Origin of the sequence: Burkholderia sp. AU44665 (genome assembly GCF_030504405.1) — a bacterium.
Taxonomy (GTDB): domain Bacteria; phylum Pseudomonadota; class Gammaproteobacteria; order Burkholderiales; family Burkholderiaceae; genus Burkholderia; species Burkholderia semiarida.
The window spans coordinates 33,431-54,280 of record NZ_JAUJRI010000012.1; the positions used below are offsets into that span (position 1 = coordinate 33,431).

Consider the following 20,850-nt stretch of genomic DNA (forward strand, 5'->3'; position numbering starts at 1 on the left):
AACGCTGGAAATGGATCGCCGGGGGTCTTGTTGCCCTGGCCATTGCAACATACGGGTACGTAAATATGGCGACGGGTTGGGAAACAATTTCGACAAATTTCATGCGGAACGACACACCGTATGGCGGCGGCAACTTCCGCATCAAGGGCAACGACGTGATGAGCGTCAAGCTCGCCAATCCCGTGGTGACGTTCAAGCCCACGGCTGAATCGAAGGAACCGCAGCGGCCCGAGCCGACCGAAGCATGGATGAACGACACGGGCGAGTTGCTGAATCGCATGACGATCAGCTTCTTCCGCGGAACCATCGACGGGGGAATGAAGCGCCAGTTCCAGCAGGTCGGCCAGAGTGCCGCATGGTGGTATTCCCCGGACTGGTCGGTTCAGTTCATCAGCACCTCATGGATGAACTACAAGGCGCCGGAGGCACACGGCGGCGATGCACCGCAAACGACGAAGCTGTGGAAGTCGCTCGACGGCGGCCAAACGTGGTCTCGACTGCAATGGCCCGAAAACCAGAACATTGGCCGGCTGCTCTTCGTCGATCCACAGCGCGGCTACGCGATCGGCTGGGGGCCTAGCGTGTGGCGGACCGCGGACGGCGGTAACACGTGGCAGACGATCGATGTGCCGACCGATGCACGCGTCGCCGACGAGACGCGCAAGAATTTCAATGCGGTGAGTCTCGGCCCTGATGGTGTACTGCGCGTCGCCTACTCCATCGCTCCGACTGCAGAGGCCCCGTCGCACAGTGTGATCGGCCGGCTCGACTGGGAGCAGCACGCATTCGTGACGGAAACCAAACTGCCGGGCCAGATCGTCACCGCGCTCGATACCACGCCGGGACCGGCAGCACACTATTCGCTGTACGCGCTGTCACGTCTCGACAAGCCGCAAAGCGGCGAGAGTCGCGACAACGGGCGTCGGGCGGGCGCAATTTCCACGTGGACCAACGACCATCCCGAGTCCGTGCTCCAATTGCGCACGTTCGACGAGACGCTCCGGCTCGACAGCCTGAGCGTCGGTCGTGACGGCCTCCTGCTCGTCTACGCTACCGACCCGAACTCCGGCAGCCGCGGCGGTGCCCCGATCGATCTGACGTTCACCAGCACCGACGCCGGCAAGTCGTGGGATCAGACAGCCGACAAGGTTGCACAAGGCGGCTACTTCGACGCACAGACCAACACGCTGTACTGGCTGCATGCTTATACGCTGAAGAAGCGGACTTTCTGATAGCGCGGATGACGGCCACCGAGGAATTTCCGCATCGGCGCAAAAACCGGATCAAAACGGCAAGCACCGATACGCTCTCAGCCAGCCCCATGCGCAACCGGTCCCGCCTGAGGCGGCTAGCCGCTATCGCGACCGGCAGCATCGCATTGATTCTGCTGTTCGAAAACACAGGCCCTCGATGGGAAACCGTTTCGTCGAAGGTGACGTGGCCCGACCGACTGGCGGGTGTAGGTGATTTTTACGTCACCGGCAATGAAATCATGTCGCTCACGGTCGCCGACCCTGTGGTGACGCTGAAGCCTCCCGGCGAGTGGAAGAATCCAATGGTCGCGGAACCCACCGAAGCGTGGATGAACAACGCAGCAGAAACCCTCAATCGGCGGACCATAAATTTCTTCCGTGGCACCCTCGATCAAGGGCTGCAGCGCTTCTTGCAAGCGCCGGGCCAACACACGGCGTGGTGGCATTCGCGAGACGGTCAGGTCCAGGTCATCGGCGTCGGCCGGACTAGCGACACGGCGCCACATCCGGCAGACGGCCTCGTCTCGCGGCAAACCGGTGTCTGGAAATCGCTCGACGGCGGCCGTCACTGGTCCGAGCTGGACTGGCCCGAGCACGAGGATATCGATCAGTTGCTCTTCATCGACGCGCGACGCGGCTATGCGATCGGTCGGGGCCCAGCCGTCCGCCGAACATCCGACGGCGGCGTGTCCTGGGAGCGGATTGCACTACCGCCGGATGCAGCCGTCCGCGGTGCTCGCTGCCGCAGTTTCGCAGCAGCAAATCTTGGCCCCGACGGCACCCTGCGAGTGATTTGTCCTATCGACCGATCGGCTACGGTCCCTGCCCGCAGCGTCGTATACCGACTCACGCCAAATCAGCAAGCGTTCGTTCTCGATACCGTCTTGCCTAACCAGACCGTCACTCGACTCGTGTCTGCGCCCGCCACGGCTGGCGGCTACGTGCTTTACACGCTGTCTCTCCTCGATAACGAGAGCGGCGAGGATACTGCACCGGATCGCGCACGCCGGACCGGCGTGCTTTCGACGTGGGCGAACACGCGCCCCGACCAAGTCCGGCAAGTGACGACGTTTGACAGGAAGCTCATCCTGAGCGGCCTCGACGTGGGCCGCGATGGCCTATTGCTCGTCTATGCGACCGACCCCGGGCAGGCAATCGATGATCCACCGATCCCCCTGATGATCAGCAGCACTGACGCAGGCAAGACCTGGAAGCAGAATATCGACGCGATCGTCTATCACACTCGGTATTTCAATCAGGATACGAACACGCTGTACTCGTTGCTCGATGAAAGACTGAGGAAACTGTCGTTCCCGGTCCGAAATAACCGTGCCTTACAAGACCGAATCCCGCTGCTACGACGGGAGACTCAATTCGATGAATAAATCACTGCGCCGCGCCGCGCTCGTCATTCGGCGCGCCGCGGCTCGAACACGAACGGTTGCGTGAGCAGGAACGGATTCGCCGTCGCGCCCGTCTGCGTGCAACTCGCGTGCGTCATCGCCTCGACGGCCGCGCGATCGGCCGCCGCGTTGCGGCTGCTCGTCGTCACGGTCACGTTCTGCGCTTCGCCGGACGTCGTCATCAATGCGCGCACCAGCACGGTCGCCTGGCGCGTGAGCGGCTTCGCGGTATCCGGATAGACGGCGCGCGGAATGTGGCAGGTCAGCTTGCTTTCCTGCGACGACGTCAGCATCGCGCAGCCGGAAAACAGCATCGCGACGGCGGGCAGGATCAGGTAGGTCGAGCGGATAGCCATGGTCGAATATCGTTGTTGATTACTGGTCTGGGCACGCGCGCCGCGCGACGGAAGCCTTCCCCGGCCGCGCCGCGTGTGTCGCACCGCGCCGCGGCCATCGGACCGGCGCCCCGTTACGGCCGCACGGCCGAGCGACGCTCGACCGCGATCCTGTTCGGTGGAATGTCCCGGATAGTCGCGGGCGTTTTCTACGCTCGCACCGGTTAGCCCCGCGCCGCTTTCATGCGAGCGCTTTCGCGCATTGTGCACGCGCCACCCGGTCAACGGCGGCGATTTGACAATGGTTGACGCGAATCGCCGCCCATTCGAGCGGACTCCACGCCATCCGCGATGTAATCGATACCCGACCGGCGTGGCGCGTTGCGCGTGCACCGGGCCGCGGGGCCCGACGTCGCTCCGCCTTCATCGCAACCGATAGACGCCGGCATTCCCCGTGCCGGCACGCGCAGCGCGTCAATCCGAATCTTCGTCGTCCGAGTCGTCGCCCGCGTCGGCCGGCGCCTCCCCGTACTTCGCGGCCAGCGCGGCCCGGAACGTCTTCAGCGCCGGCTCGTCATCGCACAGCTTGTACAACGCGGCCAACTGTTGCGGCCAGTCCTTCAATTCCTTTGCAAACACATGCAGGCGCGCGACGGTATCGAGCGCGTCGGCTTCGCGGCCGGCCAGCGCCTGCAGCACCGCGTAGCGGCGCAGTACCGTCTCGCCCGGCAGCAGCGCGATCGCGCGCTCGTGCGCGGCGAGCTTGAGCGGCAGGTTCTCCGACGAAATGGTGAGCAGCGTCGCCGCACCGTAATCGCCCCACGCGCCGAACAGCCGCGACGGCGCATCGCGATACTGCGCGGCCGGGCTGCTGCCGTAATAGAGCACTTCCGCGCGCTGGTAGTCACGCAGCACCGGCACGGCCGCCAGCACGCCGCCGAACGACAGCAGCGCGAACAGCCCGAATGCCGCGCGCCCCGGCAGGATGCGCAGCGGCTTCACGTCGAGCAGCCCGATCACGAACATCGCCGGCAGCAGGAAGAACATGTATTGCTGCGGATACTCGACCAGCGCGTGCATCAGCAGGATGCCGATCAGCGCGAAACCGAACACGCGCATGCTCGACTGCGGCGCCCGCACCGCGCGCACGAACCACGCGACGAGCGTGACGGCGAGCACGCCGAGGCCGACCAGACCAGACTTCGCGAGCAGATCGATGAAGATGTCGTGCGAGTTGTTCGCGATCTCGACGCCGCCGAGCGTGCGCGCGAGCGCAAACTGGTGCGACGGGAATTCGCCCCAGCCGACCCCGAGCAGCGGATGCTCGCGGAACATCGCGAGCCCGTACTTCCACAGCGCGAGGCGCGGCGCGATCTGCCCGGCGTCGCGCATCCGGTCGGCTGCCGACTCCGCGAGATTCAGGTGGTAGTGCACGTTGGCCCAGCGCACCGCGACGTTCACCGCGATGAATGCGACGGCGAGCACGACCGGGATCAGCCACGCACGCGCATTGCCCTGCGTGCGGCGCGATTCGACCCACGCCATCCAGAACCCCGCGACGACCATCACCGCGACCTGCAGCCACGGCCCGCGCGACACCGTCAGCGCGAGGCCGACCGACAGCACGATCGACAGCGCGAGCCATGCCCACACCGCGAGCCGGCGGGTCTGCACCAGATACAGCGCGCCGGCCATCGCGAACGCGATATAGCTGGCCAGATGGTTCGCCTGCGCCATGTTGCCGTACGGACGGCGGTCGACCGCGATGTTGTACACCACGACGAACGGCGAGACGGCCGACTCGAGGTGGAACAACTGCACGATCTGCGTGCCGACCGCGAACACGCCGCCGACGAGCAGCGCACCGGCCATCATCCGCGACACGGTTTCCGCCATCCCGTCGCGCGCGAGCGCGTAGCCGGCCTGCATCGCGACGAGCGCGGCGGCCAGATAACCGAGCGCCAGCCAGTTCATCGACGGCACCTTGAGCGGGATCAGCGCCAGTTGCGCGATCAGCACCACCGCGAAACCAATCGGCACGACGAACGCAGCCGGCGCGGCGAACGGCTTGACCGGCCGGCCCGTGCGCGCGAGCAGCACGACCGATACGCCCAGCAGCAGATACAGCACGAGCGCGGAAAACTCGGAATAGAAGGTCGGGATCGGATACGTGTGATTCGTGATCGCATACGGCACGATCAGGGCGACAGCCAGCGCAACGAGCGACAACGAACGGGAAAAAGTAGAAGGCATGAGCGAACCGGGTGTCAGCAACCGGCGCACTATACAAAACTTTCCCCGCTCTGTGCGGCGCACGCGCGATGAACCGCGGCGCGGCCGCCGCCGCATCGGACACGCGGCGGCCGGCTTTGCGCACGGGCCGCCGCCCTTCCATACCGGCGGCGGCGCTACGCACGGCACTCCGCGGGCGCATATTTCGCGGGCAGCGTCGCGGCGTTACCCGGCAACGGCCCCGCTCCCGGCGCGGGCAGCGACGATGCGTCCTTGCCGGCGGCGAAACATTCCCACGCGATCGCGCCCGCCTGTATCGCCCCCTTTTTGAGCGGTACGCGCGCGGTGGGCGCATCGGCCTTGTCCGGCGCCGACGGCACGAGCACCAGCGTATTCGCGCCGGCCGCGGCGACGCGGGGGGTAAACGCGACCGTGATCTGGCCGGTGGCGCCGTCGATCGCAACCGATTCGACGTTGCGGGTCGGGGCAGGCGGGCTGTAGCCGCCGTCGAGGCTCGCGCCGCTCGCCGCGTTGTCGGCGACCGCGAGCCGCGCCGACGACGCGAGCGCAAGGCCCTCGCCGACGCGTGACCGCGCGAGGTAATCCTGGTACGCGGGAATTGCATAGGCGGCGACGACGCCGACGATCGCCAGCACGATCATCAGTTCGATCAGCGTGAAGCCGGCCGGCCGCCAGCGCGGCGACGGCCGGTTCGCGCGCCGCAGGTCGGCGGCAACGCGACGAAACAGGGAAACGGAAAAAGCTTCGAACATGACAGGCTCCGGAAACGAAAAACGCCTGCCGATACAGGCAGGCGTCTCGATCGTAGCCAGCGGGCCGCGAAGCCGACAGTCGGCCGGATGGCCAGTCAGGGCGCGTGCGTCACGCCGCGGCGCTTCCTGAGCGCGTAACCGATCGCCACGACGAACAGCGCGCCGGCGATGCTTGCGCCATAGACCACCGACGGCGAATCGAGCACCGGCCAGCGGTCGCCGACCGGGTCGTTCACGATCAGCCCGCCCGCGATCCAGCCGAGCAGCCCCGCGCCAAGCGCCACGACGACCGGGAAACGGTCGAGCAGCTTCAGCACCAGCGTGCTGCCCCACACGATGATCGGCACGCTGACGACGAGCCCGAAGATCACGAGCGCGAGCCGGTGCGACGGATCGGCCTGCTCGGCCGCGCCGGCGATCGCGATCACGTTGTCGAGGCTCATGACCGCATCGGCGATCACGATCGTCTTCACGGCATCCCACAGCCGGTCGGCCGGTTTGATGTTGTCGTGCGCGTCGGCGGCCGGCGCCATCAGTTTGATACCGATCCACAGCAGCAACAGCCCGCCGCCGAATTTCAGGAACGGTACGTCGAGCAGCGCGACCGCGAACGTGATCAGCGCGACACGCAGCAGGATCGCCCCCGCGGTGCCCCAGACGACGCCGCGCAGCCGCTGGTTCGCCGGCAGGTTGCGGCACGCAAGCGCGATCACGACCGCGTTGTCGCCGCCGAGCAGGATATCGATGATGACGATCTGGAGAATGGCGCCCCAGTGCAGCGAGGTCAGGAATTCGAGCATGGAGGTGAGGAAAGGACAACGGCCGCCTCGCGGGCGACCCGGTTCATCGCCGGCACATGCATGACGCATGCCCGGTGCTTACGAATTCATTGCGGGAGCATAACAAAAAACGCCGGCAAAGCCGGCGTTTTCTGCAGGACGAGCCCAACGGAAACAATTACAGCGCCTTCTTCAGCAGACGGCCCATTTCCGACGGGTTGCGCGTGACGGTGATGCCGCACGCTTCCATGATTTCCAGCTTCGCTTCGGCCGTATCCGCACCGCCCGAGATCAGCGCGCCGGCGTGGCCCATGCGCTTGCCCGGAGGCGCCGTGACGCCCGCGATGAAGCCGACGACCGGCTTCTTCATGTTGTCCTTGATCCACTCGGCGGCATTGGCTTCGTCCGGACCGCCGATTTCGCCGATCATTACGACCGCATCCGTATCCGGATCGTCGTTGAACATCTTCATCACGTCGATGTGCTTCAGACCGTTGATCGGGTCGCCGCCGATACCGACTGCCGACGACTGGCCGAGGCCCAGTGCCGTCAGCTGCGCAACCGCTTCATACGTCAGCGTGCCCGAACGCGACACGACGCCGATGCGGCCCTTGCGGTGGATGTGACCCGGCATGATGCCGATCTTCAGCTCGTCCGGCGTGATCGTGCCCGGGCAGTTCGGCCCGAGCAGCAGCGTCTTGCGGCCTTCGCGACGCATGCGGTCCTTCACTTCGATCATGTCGCGCACGGGGATGCCTTCCGTGATGCAGATCGCGAGATCGAGGTCGGCTTCGACCGCTTCCCAGATCGCAGCGGCCGCGCCTGCCGGCGGCACGTAGATGACCGACACGGTCGCGCCGGTTTCCGCCTTCGCTTCCTTGACGCTCGCGTAGATCGGAATGCCTTCGAAATCTTCGCCGGCCTTCTTCGGGTTCACGCCCGCGACGAATGCTTCGCGGCCGTTTGCGTATTCACGGCAGGCGCGCGTATGGAACTGACCGGTCTTGCCGGTAATGCCCTGCGTGATGACCTTCGTGTCCTTGTTGATCAGAATCGACATGTATTTTGACCTCTGTTCGATGGGCGTCGCGAGCAAGCCGCGCCGCCCTACGTGTTCATTAGCGCGTGCTTACTTGCCTGCGGCAGCCGCGACGACCTTCTGCGCGGCTTCTTCCATGCTGTCCGCCGAGATGATCGGCAGGCCCGAATCGGCCAGCATCTTCTTGCCGAGGTCCTCGTTCGTGCCCTTCATGCGCACGACGAGCGGCACGTTCAGGTTCACGGCCTTCGAACCGGCGATCACGCCTTCCGCGATCACGTCGCAGCGCATGATGCCGCCGAAGATGTTCACGAGGATCGCCTTCAGGTCCGGGTTCTTCAGCATCAGCTTGAACGCTTCCGTGACCTTCTCGGTGGTCGCGCCACCGCCGACGTCCAGGAAGTTCGCCGGCTCGCCGCCGAACAGCTTGATGGTGTCCATCGTCGCCATCGCGAGGCCCGCGCCGTTCACGAGACAGCCGATGTTGCCGTCGAGCGAGATGTACGCGAGGTCGAACTTCGACGCTTCGATTTCAGCCGGATCTTCTTCGTCCAGATCGCGGTACGCGACGATTTCCGGGTGACGGAACAGCGCGTTCGAATCGAAGTTGAACTTCGCGTCGAGTGCGGTGACCTTGCCGTCGCCGGAGACGTTCAGCGGGTTGATTTCCGCCAGCGATGCGTCGGTTTCCCAGAATGCCTTGTACAGGCCTTGCAGGATCGCGCGCGCTTGCGGAATCGACGCGGCCGGCACGCCGATCTTCGCGGCGAGGTCGTCGGCCTGCGCGTCCAGCAGGCCCGTCGACGGCTCGACGATGACCTTGTGGATCAGTTCCGGGTGCTTTTCGGCGACTTCCTCGATGTCCATGCCGCCTTCGCTCGAACCCATCAGCACGATCTTCTGCGAGATGCGGTCGACGACGAGGCTGACATACAGTTCCTGCTTGATGTCGGCGCCTTCCTCGATCATCAGACGGTTGACCTTCTGGCCTTCCGGGCCCGTCTGGTGCGTGACGAGCTGCATGCCGAGGATCTGGTTCGCGTATTCGCGCACCTGTTCGATCGACTTCGCCACCTTCACGCCGCCGCCCTTGCCACGGCCGCCCGCGTGAATCTGAGCCTTCACGACCCATACCGGGCCGCCGAGTTCTTCCGCCACCTTGACGGCCTCGTCAACCGAGAACGCCGGCTTGCCGCGCGGTACCGCGACTCCGAATTTCCGCAGGATTTCCTTACCCTGGTACTCGTGAATCTTCATGCGTGATTCCCTTCAGTCTGAGAGTTGGATGAAAAGTCGCTTAAGACGCTTCTTCGAATGATTTCCGTTCATTCCTTCGTGCTGCCTTCACCGGGCAGATCCGGCCGAATCGGGCCGTACCAGCGCGGGTAGTACTGCCGCACGACCTCGCCGTCGAATCGCAGCGCCCGGCAGCGGCCGAGCTGGAAAGGCGGTTCGGCGTGCGCGCCGTCATGATCCGGCCCTTCGCCGCCCTCCTCGCGCACGTTCCACACATCACCGGCGAACGCCTGGATCGCGGCCGTCGGCAGCACGGCGCACAGTTCGGTGAGATGGGAACAGCCGGCGACGCCGGCGAGCAGCCGGTTCGCGTTGCGGCGGAAATTGCGGAAGAGGTTGAGCCCGATGAGGGCCCGATAGGCGGGGGAAGCGGATTGACAGTGACCGGGATAGGGAACCCATTCCGAAGACGCTTCGGCGTCGACGACATTGAGGTCACGATCGATGGTCACGCGCAGCCAGAGTTCGTGGATCGGCAGGCCCTGGGGCCGGATGCCCGACGCAAGCGCGACATCGCGCGGCTTGTGGTCGGTTAGGCAGGCTTCGATGTCCCACAAGCCGTCGCCGCGCTCGTAGGCTTCCGCTCGGATTGCGCGTCGATGTCGCAACTGACGGGGCACGGGCTCGGATAGCGGCATGCTGGAGGTTGAGGCCGAAGAGGAAAACCCGTGGATTTTAGCATATTGGGTATTTGAGACATCCGGCCTCGACGGCGGGTATTCCCGCCTGTCCGGAAGCGGTTGCGATGCAGCAAAATCGCGCGCCCCGCGCGCGACCGGGCGGCTCAGTCGTCGAGCGGGAAATCGTCGCCGACCTTCAGCAACTTCACGATGGTCGCGCTCGAGAAGCCGCGCGCGGCAAGGAAGCGCGCCTGCTTCGCGCGTTCGGCGGGCGTTTGCGGCAGCGCACCGAATTTCTTGCGCCACACGGCCTGCGCGCGCGTCAACTCGGTCTCGCGCAATTGGGCATTCACCGCTTCGACGAGGCTGTCGCCGACCGCGTGGCGCTTCAGTTCGCTGACGATGCGCGCGACGCCGACGCGCGACGCGCGGCGATGCACGAGACTCTCGGCGAAGCGCGCGTCGGACAGCCAGCCTTCCTGTTCCAGCGCATCGAGCACCGGTTCGACGGATTCGTCTTCGCCGACGTAGGGGGCGAGCTTGCGCGCGAGCTCCGCGCGGCTGTATTCGCGCCTTGACAGATAGCCGAGCGCACGGCCCTTCAACGACCGCGGCGGTTTCGACGGCTTGCGCTCGCCTACGCCCGACGCGTCGCTTGAAGCAGCGCCGCGGGAAGATGCGCCGGCTGCGCGGCGTATGCGGCGCGGATGCTGGCTGCTGCGCGTATAGACATCTTCCGTCGCGGGCGCATCGGCTGCGCGATCGTCCGGGACGCGATCGTCCGGGGCGCGATCGCCCGGGAAGCGGACACCGGACACGCGACGGCGGGAGCGGTCGTGCGCGTCGAACGACTCATCGTCGTCGAACGGATCGTCCGGTGCGGCAATCTCAAACGAAACGAGGGCATCGTCGGATGCCCTCGTCGCGGTGCGGTTCGCGGCGTTGCCGCCTGCGCCCCGCCGGTCGGCGCCCGAGGATCCGGCTCGCCGCCCGGAGCGACCCGCCGTTTCGGGCGTGTCGTGCTCCGCCGGCTCGCCAGCCTGACCTCGGCGCGCAACCATCACTCTTCTTCGTCCATCGCCTCGGCTTCGTTGACTACGCCATCGGGCATCGCGACGACACCGAGCGATTCGCGGATGCGGTTCTCGATCTCGCGCGCGATTTCCGGATTTTCGCGCAGGAATTCACGCGCGTTGTCCTTGCCCTGGCCGATCTTCTCGCCGTTGTAGCTGTACCAGGCGCCCGCCTTGTCGACGATCTTCGCCTGCACGCCGAGATCGATGATCTCGCCCTGGCGCGAAATGCCTTCGCCGTACAGGATGTCGAAGATCGCTTCGCGGAACGGCGGCGATACCTTGTTCTTGACGACCTTCACGCGGGTTTCGTTGCCGATCACCTCGTCGTTCTTCTTGATCGAGCCGATCCGGCGGATATCGAGACGCACCGACGAGTAGAACTTCAGCGCGTTGCCGCCCGTCGTGGTTTCCGGGTTGCCGAACATCACGCCGATCTTCATCCGGATCTGGTTAATGAAGATCACAAGGCAGTTCGTGCGCTTGATCGTGCCGGTCAGCTTGCGCAGCGCCTGCGACATCAGGCGGGCCTGCAGACCCGGCAGCGAATCGCCCATCTCGCCTTCGATTTCGGCCTTCGGCACGAGCGCCGCGACCGAGTCGATGACGATCATGTCGATCGAGCCCGAGCGCACCAGCGCGTCGGTGATTTCGAGCGCCTGCTCGCCGGTGTCCGGCTGCGAGATCAGCAGCTCCGGCACGTTCACGCCGAGCTTCGCGGCATATTGGACGTCGAGCGCGTGCTCGGCGTCGATGAACGCCGCGGTGCCGCCCAGCTTCTGCAGTTCGGCGATGACCTGCAGCGTGAGCGTGGTTTTGCCGGACGATTCCGGACCGTAGATCTCGACCACCCGGCCGCGCGGCAGGCCGCCTACGCCCAGTGCGATATCGAGACCCAGCGAGCCCGTGGAGACGACCTGGATATCCTCGGCCGCTTCGCCGTCGCCCATGCGCATGATCGAGCCTTTGCCGAACTGCTTCTCGATCTGCGCGAGTGCGGCCGCCAGCGCCTTGCTCTTCTCGGCGGTCATCCCGGAGCCCTTCTTGCTATCTTCCATGAATCGTCCTTTGCTATGATGAGCAGCGTCTGTTAAAGGCGCGCCCGCTTTCAAGCGCCGCCCACGAATGCAGACACTGTATAAAAAAACAGTGTTTTATGCAAGCCCGCAATGCAGGCTGCGTTGTACACGGATAACTTCGGAGACAGCCGCGCCGGCGCGAACGCCTCGCCGGCCATCGGTCAGCAACATGCGAATTCTCATCGCCGAAGACGACAGCATACTCGCGGACGGCCTCACCCGGTCACTCCGCCAATCGGGCTATGCCGTCGATCACGTGAAGAGCGGCGTCGACGCCGACACCGCGCTGTCGATGCAGACTTTCGACCTGCTGATCCTCGATCTCGGGCTGCCGAAAATGTCCGGGCTCGACGTGCTCAAGCGCCTGCGCGCCCGCAATTCCAATCTCCCCGTGCTGATCCTGACCGCCGCCGACAGCGTCGACGAGCGCGTGAAGGGGCTCGACCTCGGCGCCGACGACTACATGGCCAAGCCGTTCGCGCTCAACGAGCTCGAGGCGCGCGTGCGCGCGCTGACCCGGCGCGGCGCGGGCGGCGGGCCGACCGTCGTGCGCCACGGCTCGCTCGCGTTCGACCAGGTCGGCCGCATCGCGTATGCGAACGATCACGTGCTCGATCTCTCGGCGCGCGAACTCGGCCTGCTCGAGGTGCTGCTGCAGCGGATCGGCCGCCTCGTGTCGAAGGAACAGCTCGTCGATCACCTGTGCGAATGGGGCGAGGAAGTCAGCAACAACGCGATCGAAGTCTACGTGCACCGGCTGCGCAAGAAGATCGAACCGAGCGGCGTGCGGATCTCGACCGTGCGCGGCCTCGGCTATTGCCTCGAGAAGGTCGCGCCCGCGACGCCGGCCGACCCGGCGGCGCCCCAGCCCGCGGCGGCCGGCACGCCGCTGCGCTGACGCCGGGCGGCGCCGCGATGGCCACGCCGGCCCATTCCCGTCACCCGACCGGCGCGCCGTCGTCGGCCGCCGACGAGGCGCGCGACGCGCGCTACGAGAACCCGTTCGCGCCGCCCGACGAAACCGAATCGGCCGAAACGCCGCGCCCGCGCTCGCTGTTCGGCGAAATCCTCGACTGGATGCTCGCACCGCTGCTGCTGCTGTGGCCGATGAGCATCGCCGTCACCTATCTCGTCGCGAAGACGATCGCGAACAGCCCGTTCGACCGCGCGCTGGAGACCAACGCGTACGTGCTCGCGCGGCAGATCCATCCGGTCAACGGCGTCGCCGAGCTGACGCTGCCGGAGCAGACGCGCGACTTCCTGCGCGCGGACAACATCGACAGCGTCTACTTCCAGGTGCTCGGCACGCGCGGCGAGCTGGTCGCGGGCGAAGCCGACATGCCGCTGCCGCGCGACGAGGACCGCCCGCCGCCGGGCGTCGTCGTGTTCCGCGACGACCTGCTGCGCGGCAACGACGTGCGCGTCGCGTACACGACCGTCGCGCTGCCGCAGGCGAGCGGCGCGCAGCCCGTGCTCGTGCAGGTCGGCGAGACGCTCGACAAGCGCAACGCGCTCGCGAACGACATCATCAAGGGCGTAATCCTGCCGCAATTCGTGATCCTGCCGCTCGCGATCCTGCTCGTCTGGTTCGGGCTGTCGCGCGGGCTCGCGCCGCTCAACGCGCTGCAGGCGCACATCCGCGCGCGCCGGCCCGACGACCTGTCGCCCGTCGAGGCGCAGCGCGCGCCGCCTGAGATCGAGCCGCTCGTCACGTCGTTCAACGACCTGCTCGCGCGGCTCGAACAGAACATGGCGCTGCAGAAACGCTTCATCGCCGACGCCGCGCACCAGATGAAGACGCCGCTCGCGGGCCTGCGCACGCAGGCCGAATTCGCGCTGCGCCATCCGGTGCCGCCCGACGTGCAGCGTTCGCTCGAGCAGATCGCGACGAGCTCCGAGCAGGCCGCGCGGCTCGTCACGCAACTGCTCGCGCTCGCGCGCGCCGAGAACCGCGCGAGCGGGCTCACGTTCGAGCCGGTCGAGATCGGCGCGCTCGCGCGGCGCACCGTGCGCGACTGGGTGCAGGCCGCGCTCGCGAAACGCATGGATCTCGGTTACGAAGGCCCGGACGACGACGCGCCGCTCGACGTCGACGGCAATCCGGTGATGCTGCGCGAGATGCTCGGCAACCTCGTCGACAACGCGATCCGCTACACGCCCGAAGGCGGCCGCATCACCGTGCGCGTGCGCGCGGAGCGCGCAGCGCGGCTCGTGCATCTCGAAGTCGAGGATACGGGCCCCGGCATCCCGGCCGGCGAACGCGAACGCGTCGTCGAGCGCTTCTACCGGATCCTCGGCCGCGAAGGCGACGGCAGCGGCCTCGGGCTCGCGATCGTGCGCGAGATCGCCACGCAGCACGGCGGCACGCTGACGCTCGACGATCACGTCTACCAGCACACGCCGCGCCTCGCCGGCACGCTCGTGCGCATCAGCCTGCCGCTGACCGACACCACCCCGGATTAACCCTGACGTGCGCCGCCGCGGCTGGGTGCAAATATGCCGAAACCGGCGTTTTACCGGACGTTCGCATCACGATCGACACGCGAAGCGGCCGATTCGACACGGGTTAACGCGCAGTCGTTTTGTACGCGCGAGTCAGTGCGCCGTAAGTTTCCGTGCCAATAATCGTCCACAGGCCCGCCCCTCCCAAGGCGGCCGCACATCTATATCAAGGGACTTGGAGACGATTCATGGCAACGTTAGGCGGGCAAATTTCGCACTCGCCGATGACGGGCGAAGAGAAGAAGGTGATCTTCGCGTCGTCGCTCGGCACCGTGTTCGAGTGGTACGACTTTTACCTGGCCGGCTCGCTCGCGGCCTACATCAGCAAGAGCTTCTTCTCCGGCGTCAATCCGACCGCCGCGTTCATCTTCACGCTGCTCGGCTTCGCGGCCGGCTTCGCGGTGCGGCCGTTCGGCGCGATCGTGTTCGGCCGGCTCGGCGACCTCGTCGGCCGCAAGCACACGTTCCTCGTGACGATCGTGATCATGGGCGTGTCGACGTTCGTGGTCGGCTTCCTGCCCGGGTACGCGTCGATCGGCATCGCCGCGCCGGTGATCTTCATCGCGATGCGGCTGTTGCAGGGCCTCGCGCTCGGCGGCGAGTACGGCGGCGCGGCGACCTACGTCGCCGAGCATGCGCCGGCCAACCGGCGCGGCTTCTACACCGCGTGGATCCAGACGACGGCCACGCTCGGCCTGTTCCTGTCGCTGCTCGTGATCCTCGGCGTACGCACGTTCATCGGCGAGGAAGCGTTCGGCAGCTGGGGCTGGCGCGTACCGTTCGTCGCGTCGATCCTGCTGCTCGGGGTGTCGGTGTGGATCCGGTTGCAGTTGAACGAATCGCCGGTGTTCCTGCGCATCAAGGCGGAAGGCAAGACGTCGAAGGCGCCGCTGACCGAGGCGTTCGGCCAGTGGAAGAACCTGAAGATCGTGATCCTCGCGCTCATCGGCCTGACGGCCGGCCAGGCCGTCGTGTGGTACACGGGCCAGTTCTACGCGCTGTTCTTCCTCACGCAGACGCTGAAGGTCGACGGCGCCAGCGCCAACATCCTGATCGCGATCGCGCTGCTGATCGGCACGCCGTTCTTCCTGTTCTTCGGTTCGCTGTCGGACAAGATCGGCCGCAAGCCGATCATCCTCGCGGGCTGCCTGATCGCCGCGCTGACCTACTTCCCGCTGTTCAAGGCGCTCACGCACTACGCGAACCCGCAGCTCGAACTCGCGACGCAGAAGGCGCCGATCACGGTCGTCGCCGATCCGGCCACCTGCTCGTTCCAGTTCAACCCGGTCGGCACGTCGAAGTTCACCAGCTCGTGCGACATCGCGAAGAGCGCGCTCGCCAAGGCGGGCCTGAACTACGAGAACGTCGCGGCGCCGGCCGGTGCGCTGGCCCAGATCAAGGTCGGCGACACGGTGATCCAGACCTACGACGGCAAGGCGGCCGACGCGAAGGCGCAGGGCGCGGCGTTCGACAAGACGCTCGCGTCGACGCTGAAGGGAGCCGGCTACCCGGCGAAGGCCGACCCGGCGCAGCTCAACTGGCCGATGACGATCGTGATCCTGACGATCCTCGTGATCTTCGTGACGATGGTCTACGGCCCGATCGCCGCGATGCTGGTCGAGATGTTCCCGACGCGGATCCGCTACACGTCGATGTCGCTGCCCTATCACATCGGCAATGGCTGGTTCGGCGGCTTCCTGCCGGCGACCGCGTTCGCGATCGTCGCGGCGAAGGGCAACATCTACTCGGGGCTCTGGTATCCGATCGTGATCGCGCTGGCCACGTTCGTGATCGGCCTGCTGTTCGTCAAGGAGACGAAGGACTCGGACATCTACGCGCAGGATTGATGTCGGGTGCGCCGCGGGGGACGGCCGGCGGAGGGACTGCTTCCGCTGGCCGGCTCCCGCCCGGGATGGAGGCCGGCACGGGCCGCCGGCAACTTTTTTCGGGAAAGATGGAAAAAGGTATTGACAGCCAGCCGGCCGATCGACATAATTCAAGTCTTCGGCGAATTAGCTCAGTCGGTTAGAGCGACGGAATCATAATCCGCAGGTCCGGGGTTCGAATCCCTGATTCGCCACCATATGCAGAAAGGGCTCAGCGCAAGCTGAGCCCTTTTTATTTGCTACGCCGAAATCGCGTTGCTACTCCTTTGCTACCATCTGCATTGATCTTAAAAGAGACTTGGATCAAGCAGAATGCCCCCCTCCTTCCCTGCGTCACCCGATAATTTCGTCGAATGGGACCTCGCTACATGCGTGGTGGGACGCGTCCAAGATTGGACCAAACAGGAGCATTACCCCACCGACGGCGACATCTTGTCACCCCGCCAGTGGGCTTGGGAGTTCTTACGGCGGAATCGCGCTTATGAACAGGCGTTCAACGAACTCGCGGATTCGTTTGCCCACGTCCCCGCAGTACCTCGTGCAGACGACACACTCAAGCATTACGTCTGCGAGCCATCGCCTGAGAGCCCGGATCAAACCTATGCGGACTATTGCCACTATGGTTCCGAGCATCATCGCGTCTTTCCGATTGCCGACCTCGTTCGGTTCCACTGGAGCATCAACGAACTGATCGACCCCAAGTTGGGTCGCGATTCCCTGCCAGCCAGCTTTCGATTCGTAAGAGACGACGTCTCCATCATCGAACCCCGGCGCGCGCTCAGCTTCGACGGACTCCATTTGGTGGAAGCCACGTGCGGAACAACTGAGGTTCTGGTTCGCCTCGATCTTCGCGGCAACATCGGCGCTCAGATAGCATCGCTCAAGCAGCAGTTGGTTCGATTCACCGAACCGCCACCCGGTTTTGCCGAACAGGAATTCAAGACCGGCACGCTCTACCTGGAATTCCCCGGCGAAATCGATCAGACCGGCGAGTGGGATGAAGCGTTACACCCCCACACTCCACGGCGACATGATCCCGATGAGCCTGTGCTGATAAGGACGATCCCGGCCGATGAACGCTCTCCACGACAGCAAAATCTCAGGATGGTCTTACGCTGCGCCGATGCGATTGCACAATTCGTCCAGAACCCGCCCAAAGACCTCCGGAAATTCATTCCCAAACTCGGGAAACGGTCGGCGCAAGAAACGGGTGACGATTGGTTTGAGGACGGGCAGTTCTACGCGCAGGCGGCGACGTACATTTACAGCTACCTCAACTCGACACCAAAAGAGACTCAAAACCTCCCGGAAAACGCGATATCCCGGGAACCCGTGGACAACTGGATCAAGCTCGCCCGCTTTTACATCCTCGATCGCGGCTATGCCACGCTCGCCAGCCGAAACTTCACTGCCAATCGACCAATCGAGAACCACGGAAAATAACTTCCGTCAATGGCAAGTCTGTCGCGAAGACTCGCCGTGGTTCTCCTTTTCGTGCCTTTCTACACTGCCATCTCCTCAACGAGCATCACCACACGAAAGGAGGCTATATGGCAGTTCACGCAGTACACCCCTTCTCGCCCGACGACCGGGTCACCAACGCGGAGGCCGCCCAGATTCTGGGCGTCGACGCGGCCACGTTGACCCAGTGGCGGTACCTCCAGAAGTTCAATGACCGGCTCCCCTATTTGAAAGTCGGCCGCAAGGTCTTCTATCGCAAGTCTGACCTCCTGGCCTTCCTGCAGGGCTGTGTCGTCGGCGGTACTGGTGCGACGGGAGCCGAATAATGTAAACGACATTGCCCTCCATCTGCTCCACCGACCTCCGTCTGATAGATTGCTTCGGCGCGTGAGTCGTTAAGCAGCCCACTCACGGGTCCACCGGCTGGCTCTGCATCGGCAGTGAAATCGCACATTCGATAAGGTGTCCGAATTTAATGACAAGACATGAATGTGGAGCCGGTGGAGCCGAAATTGAAACATCGTCCTACCCCGCCCTCTTGCCCAAGAGAGGGGACACGGGAAGCGGGATGGTTCCCTCTGATCTCTCTTTTTTCTTTTATAGGAAGAAAAAAGTAAATACCGGCTCCACCTCCTCCACACTCCGCTTTCGGGTTCGGGGAAAGGCGGGCCAGAAAGGAGTATTCATGCCGCAAGACACCAAGATGCTCGTTATATTCAAGCAGCTTTTTCACGGCGAGCGCCCAGCGACGTTCCAGCTCTTCGACAAGCGCACCAACACGTCGAGGATCGCTCATTTGAAATTGACAGGGGCCATACTCGACACGCTGTGCAACGCGAACCGCACAGGTTCGAATATCGCCATGATGATCAATCAAGGCGACGGCAAGGGACGCACGGCCGAGAACGTTACTGGCGTCACGGCGGTGTTCATCGACACGGACGGTGCCTGCACTCTGGAGAAGGTTCTGGCCAGTCTCGTTCCGCCGCATCTCGTTGTTGAATCGTCGCCCGGTAAGTTCCATGCATACTGGCTGATCGACGGATTGCCCCTCGGCCTGTTCCGCAACGTCCAGAAGCAGCTTGCACAACGGTACGGTACGGACGAAAGCGTGTGCGATCTGCCCCGCGTCATGCGCGTCCCGGGCATGCGTAACTGGAAATACCGCTCATCCACCTACGCAACGATCATTCATCACGATCAGGAAGCAACGCCTATCCCGTGGCGGGATTTTTTCATCCGCATGGACCTCGTGGCACCGACCCGCAAGCCCTCGTCACCGGCAACGCGCACTGCCGACGCCGGATCAAACAACGCTGAACGCGTCCGGGCCGCGTTACCATCCATCTCAGCCGATCCGTACCGTAACTGGTTCGATGTAGGTGCGGCAATCCATTCCGAATGGTCGGATCAAACGGGATTCGCCATGTGGACCGAGTGGTCACGACGTTCCGCCAAGTTTGACGCGGACGTACAGCAAGCGACGTGGGAACGATTCTCGGCGGGAAAAGGCATCACGCTTGGCACCCTGTTCTGGATGGCGAAAAAGTATGGCCATGCGGGCACCGCCTCTGCCGAAGCATGTCAGCCCCGCACCGAATTGGAAGTGTCCGAGATGTTTGCGCACACGTTCGAAATGGAGCTGCGCTTCGTCGACGGCACTTGGCACGGCTGGAACAGCCACCGCTGGGAAGCGGATACCCAAGCAGCGGACCGTCGAGCACGCGACTTCGTAAAACGGTTTACGACGGTCCCCGGCAAGGGAGATGGTTCATCGTCTGCCGAGCGTTTGCAAACTCGCTCTGGACTCAACAACCTCGTCGAGCTCGCCAAGGGTGATGCCCGGTTGCGCTCGGCGAAGTCCGCCTTCGATGCGAAGCCGAACCTGCTCGCAGTTACGAATGGCGTCATTGACCTGAAGACCCAGCGATTCCGTCCGGGTGAGCCGGAAGATATGCTGAGCCGCTCAGCGAACGTATCGTACGACGCAGACGCAACCTGCCCGAACTGGGACGCATTTGTGCAGCAGATTGCGGATGGCGACAATGTACTCGCTCGCTTCTTGCAAACAATCGTCGGATACGCGCTGTTCGGCCATGCGAACGAGCAAACCCTGTTCGTGTTGATCGGCAGCGGAGCCAACGGCAAGAGCCTGTTCCTCAACACGACCCGCATATTACTCGGTGACTATGCACTGGCGATCCAGAACAGCCTGCTGCAGGGCTCTCGCGGTAATGCGAACAGTGCTTCGCCCGCGCTGGCCAAGATCGAGGGCCGCCGCATGCTCGCTTGCTCCGAAATGCCGAAAGGCCGAGCCTTCGACGAGGCGCTGGTCAAGCAGCTCTCGGGCAATGATGCGGTCAGTGCACGCGGGTTGTACAGTGATCAGGTGGAATTTACGCCGGTGGCAAAGCTGTTTCTCGCCGTCAATACCTTCCCTGAGGTCCGGTTCGACGACGATGCCATGTGGCGGCGGATCGTGACCATCCCCTTTCGCCGTTCATTCCAAGGCGATCAAGCTGATCCAGCGCTTGGCGACCGTTTGCTGGGCGAGCTTCCGGGAATTTTGAACTGGGCGTTGCGCGGAGTTCGCGATTACGTGGCGTTCGGTCTGTGGAAATGCCCGGCGTGCGACAAGCAGAAGGCGCAGTTGCGCAACAGCGTTGATTCGGTGAAAGCGTGGCTGGACGCTCAGTGCCGGATCGGCTCGAATTTATCGACTACTGCGAAGTCCGCATATACGGCATATTCCGATTTCATGCGCCAGCAGCAACGCAAGCCTTTGTCTCAGGTCGAGTTCAAAGGAACGCTGGAGCGCCGTGGCTTCAAATGGAAGAAAGAGCGTCAGCACAACACGTACTACGGCTTCTGCATGAAGTAGGATTTATCACGATGGCCCCCGTTGTGGGGCCATCGTGGTTCAAAATGCGCCCCCGTTACTATCTTCACGCCCCGATAATCGGGGCTATGGCCAGCTAGGCCCGGCATGATTCGCGCCCCCAGTCGCAGTCATGATCCGGGGGGGTGTTGTCACCGGGCCTGGTGGGTGGCTGGTGATCGCTGATAGGGGTTTGGCCGGGATATCCCGATGCCGTCCGTAACGTGGATGCCGAGACTTG

17 protein-coding genes and 1 tRNA gene are annotated in these 20,850 nt (G+C 64.3%); 9 read left to right on the forward strand and 9 right to left on the reverse strand.

Annotated features, from left to right (window positions below):
* Positions 1 to 65 precede the first annotated feature (65 nt).
* On the forward strand, positions 66 to 1,232 hold the full coding sequence (locus tag QZM15_RS22795) for a glycosyl hydrolase (protein ID WP_302107335.1): 1,167 nt from the start codon (positions 66 to 68) through the stop codon (positions 1,230 to 1,232).
* Between the two features lie 8 nt (positions 1,233 to 1,240).
* Positions 1,241 to 2,638 carry a glycosyl hydrolase gene (locus QZM15_RS22800; protein ID WP_302107288.1) on the forward strand — a complete coding sequence of 466 codons (1,398 nt, stop codon included), beginning with the start codon at positions 1,241 to 1,243 and terminating at the stop codon, positions 2,636 to 2,638.
* 23 nt (positions 2,639 to 2,661) lie between these two features.
* Here QZM15_RS22800 and QZM15_RS22805 read toward each other — a convergent pair whose 3' ends face one another.
* The 9 genes from QZM15_RS22805 to recA form a co-directional block, all read right to left on the reverse strand.
* Positions 2,662 to 3,012, reverse strand: a complete 351-nt coding sequence (locus QZM15_RS22805) for a TonB family protein (protein ID WP_059578589.1) — start codon at positions 3,010 to 3,012, stop codon at positions 2,662 to 2,664.
* 453 nt (positions 3,013 to 3,465) lie between these two features.
* A complete protein-coding gene (locus QZM15_RS22810) occupies positions 3,466 to 5,244 on the reverse strand; it encodes a Wzy polymerase domain-containing protein (protein WP_302107289.1) in 1,779 nt (592 codons plus the stop codon).
* Between the two features lie 155 nt (positions 5,245 to 5,399).
* Positions 5,400 to 5,996, reverse strand: coding sequence for a pilin (locus QZM15_RS22815; protein WP_302107290.1), 597 nt, complete (start codon positions 5,994 to 5,996; stop codon positions 5,400 to 5,402).
* A gap of 95 nt (positions 5,997 to 6,091) precedes the next feature.
* The gene (locus tag QZM15_RS22820) at positions 6,092 to 6,796 is read right to left on the reverse strand and encodes a TerC family protein (protein ID WP_059578598.1); all 705 of its coding nucleotides are present in this window, start codon (positions 6,794 to 6,796) and stop codon (positions 6,092 to 6,094) included.
* 157 nt (positions 6,797 to 6,953) lie between these two features.
* Entirely contained in the window at positions 6,954 to 7,835 is an 882-nt protein-coding gene (gene sucD / locus QZM15_RS22825) for a succinate--CoA ligase subunit alpha (RefSeq protein WP_006477916.1), read from the reverse strand.
* Between the two features lie 69 nt (positions 7,836 to 7,904).
* Positions 7,905 to 9,071, reverse strand: coding sequence for an ADP-forming succinate--CoA ligase subunit beta (gene sucC / locus QZM15_RS22830; RefSeq protein ID WP_006477915.1), 1,167 nt, complete (start codon positions 9,069 to 9,071; stop codon positions 7,905 to 7,907).
* A gap of 68 nt (positions 9,072 to 9,139) precedes the next feature.
* Positions 9,140 to 9,748, reverse strand: coding sequence for a DUF2889 domain-containing protein (locus QZM15_RS22835; protein WP_060315087.1), 609 nt, complete (start codon positions 9,746 to 9,748; stop codon positions 9,140 to 9,142).
* 146 nt (positions 9,749 to 9,894) lie between these two features.
* Complete coding sequence (gene recX / locus QZM15_RS22840; RefSeq protein WP_302107291.1) at positions 9,895 to 10,791, reverse strand: recombination regulator RecX; 897 nt, start codon at positions 10,789 to 10,791, stop codon at positions 9,895 to 9,897.
* The gene (gene recA, locus QZM15_RS22845; protein ID WP_059578606.1) at positions 10,791 to 11,861 is read right to left on the reverse strand and encodes a recombinase RecA; all 1,071 of its coding nucleotides are present in this window, start codon (positions 11,859 to 11,861) and stop codon (positions 10,791 to 10,793) included. The genes recX and recA overlap by 1 nt, the downstream gene beginning before the upstream one ends.
* A 190-nt stretch (positions 11,862 to 12,051) precedes the next feature.
* Between recA and QZM15_RS22850 the strand changes: the two genes are divergently transcribed.
* From QZM15_RS22850 to QZM15_RS22880, 7 genes are all read left to right on the forward strand, one after another.
* Positions 12,052 to 12,780, forward strand: coding sequence for a response regulator transcription factor (locus QZM15_RS22850; RefSeq protein WP_059578609.1), 729 nt, complete (start codon positions 12,052 to 12,054; stop codon positions 12,778 to 12,780).
* A 17-nt stretch (positions 12,781 to 12,797) separates the two neighbouring features.
* Complete coding sequence (locus tag QZM15_RS22855) at positions 12,798 to 14,345, forward strand: sensor histidine kinase (protein ID WP_302107292.1); 1,548 nt, start codon at positions 12,798 to 12,800, stop codon at positions 14,343 to 14,345.
* 227 nt (positions 14,346 to 14,572) lie between these two features.
* The gene (locus QZM15_RS22860) at positions 14,573 to 16,231 is read left to right on the forward strand and encodes an MFS transporter (RefSeq protein WP_302107293.1); all 1,659 of its coding nucleotides are present in this window, start codon (positions 14,573 to 14,575) and stop codon (positions 16,229 to 16,231) included.
* Between the two features lie 159 nt (positions 16,232 to 16,390).
* Positions 16,391 to 16,467: transfer RNA gene (locus QZM15_RS22865), tRNA-Met, on the forward strand.
* A gap of 115 nt (positions 16,468 to 16,582) precedes the next feature.
* Positions 16,583 to 17,713: a DUF6499 domain-containing protein gene (locus QZM15_RS22870; protein WP_302107294.1), complete on the forward strand. Its 1,131-nt coding sequence runs from the start codon at positions 16,583 to 16,585 to the stop codon at positions 17,711 to 17,713.
* Positions 17,714 to 17,820: 107 nt separating this feature from the next.
* On the forward strand, positions 17,821 to 18,057 hold the full coding sequence (locus QZM15_RS22875; protein ID WP_302107295.1) for a helix-turn-helix domain-containing protein: 237 nt from the start codon (positions 17,821 to 17,823) through the stop codon (positions 18,055 to 18,057).
* Positions 18,058 to 18,416: 359 nt separating this feature from the next.
* Positions 18,417 to 20,612: a phage/plasmid primase, P4 family gene (locus QZM15_RS22880; protein WP_302107296.1), complete on the forward strand. Its 2,196-nt coding sequence runs from the start codon at positions 18,417 to 18,419 to the stop codon at positions 20,610 to 20,612.
* Positions 20,613 to 20,850 lie beyond the last annotated feature (238 nt).

Bases quoted from the DNA above. Each gene is read 5' to 3' on its own strand.
- QZM15_RS22795 (WP_302107335.1), top strand. From the start codon at position 66: ATGGCGACGGGTTGGGAAACAATTTCGACAAATTTCATGCGGAACGAC.
- QZM15_RS22800 (WP_302107288.1), top strand. From the start codon at position 1,241: ATGACGGCCACCGAGGAATTTCCGCATCGGCGCAAAAACCGGATCAAA.
- QZM15_RS22805 (WP_059578589.1), bottom strand. From the start codon at position 3,012: ATGGCTATCCGCTCGACCTACCTGATCCTGCCCGCCGTCGCGATGCTG.
- QZM15_RS22810 (WP_302107289.1), bottom strand. From the start codon at position 5,244: ATGCCTTCTACTTTTTCCCGTTCGTTGTCGCTCGTTGCGCTGGCTGTC.
- QZM15_RS22815 (WP_302107290.1), bottom strand. From the start codon at position 5,996: ATGTTCGAAGCTTTTTCCGTTTCCCTGTTTCGTCGCGTTGCCGCCGAC.
- QZM15_RS22820 (WP_059578598.1), bottom strand. From the start codon at position 6,796: ATGCTCGAATTCCTGACCTCGCTGCACTGGGGCGCCATTCTCCAGATC.
- sucD (WP_006477916.1), bottom strand. From the start codon at position 7,835: ATGTCGATTCTGATCAACAAGGACACGAAGGTCATCACGCAGGGCATT.
- sucC (WP_006477915.1), bottom strand. From the start codon at position 9,071: ATGAAGATTCACGAGTACCAGGGTAAGGAAATCCTGCGGAAATTCGGA.
- QZM15_RS22835 (WP_060315087.1), bottom strand. From the start codon at position 9,748: ATGCCGCTATCCGAGCCCGTGCCCCGTCAGTTGCGACATCGACGCGCA.
- recX (WP_302107291.1), bottom strand. From the start codon at position 10,791: ATGGTTGCGCGCCGAGGTCAGGCTGGCGAGCCGGCGGAGCACGACACG.
- recA (WP_059578606.1), bottom strand. From the start codon at position 11,861: ATGGAAGATAGCAAGAAGGGCTCCGGGATGACCGCCGAGAAGAGCAAG.
- QZM15_RS22850 (WP_059578609.1), top strand. From the start codon at position 12,052: ATGCGAATTCTCATCGCCGAAGACGACAGCATACTCGCGGACGGCCTC.
- QZM15_RS22855 (WP_302107292.1), top strand. From the start codon at position 12,798: ATGGCCACGCCGGCCCATTCCCGTCACCCGACCGGCGCGCCGTCGTCG.
- QZM15_RS22860 (WP_302107293.1), top strand. From the start codon at position 14,573: ATGGCAACGTTAGGCGGGCAAATTTCGCACTCGCCGATGACGGGCGAA.
- QZM15_RS22870 (WP_302107294.1), top strand. From the start codon at position 16,583: ATGCCCCCCTCCTTCCCTGCGTCACCCGATAATTTCGTCGAATGGGAC.
- QZM15_RS22875 (WP_302107295.1), top strand. From the start codon at position 17,821: ATGGCAGTTCACGCAGTACACCCCTTCTCGCCCGACGACCGGGTCACC.
- QZM15_RS22880 (WP_302107296.1), top strand. From the start codon at position 18,417: ATGCCGCAAGACACCAAGATGCTCGTTATATTCAAGCAGCTTTTTCAC.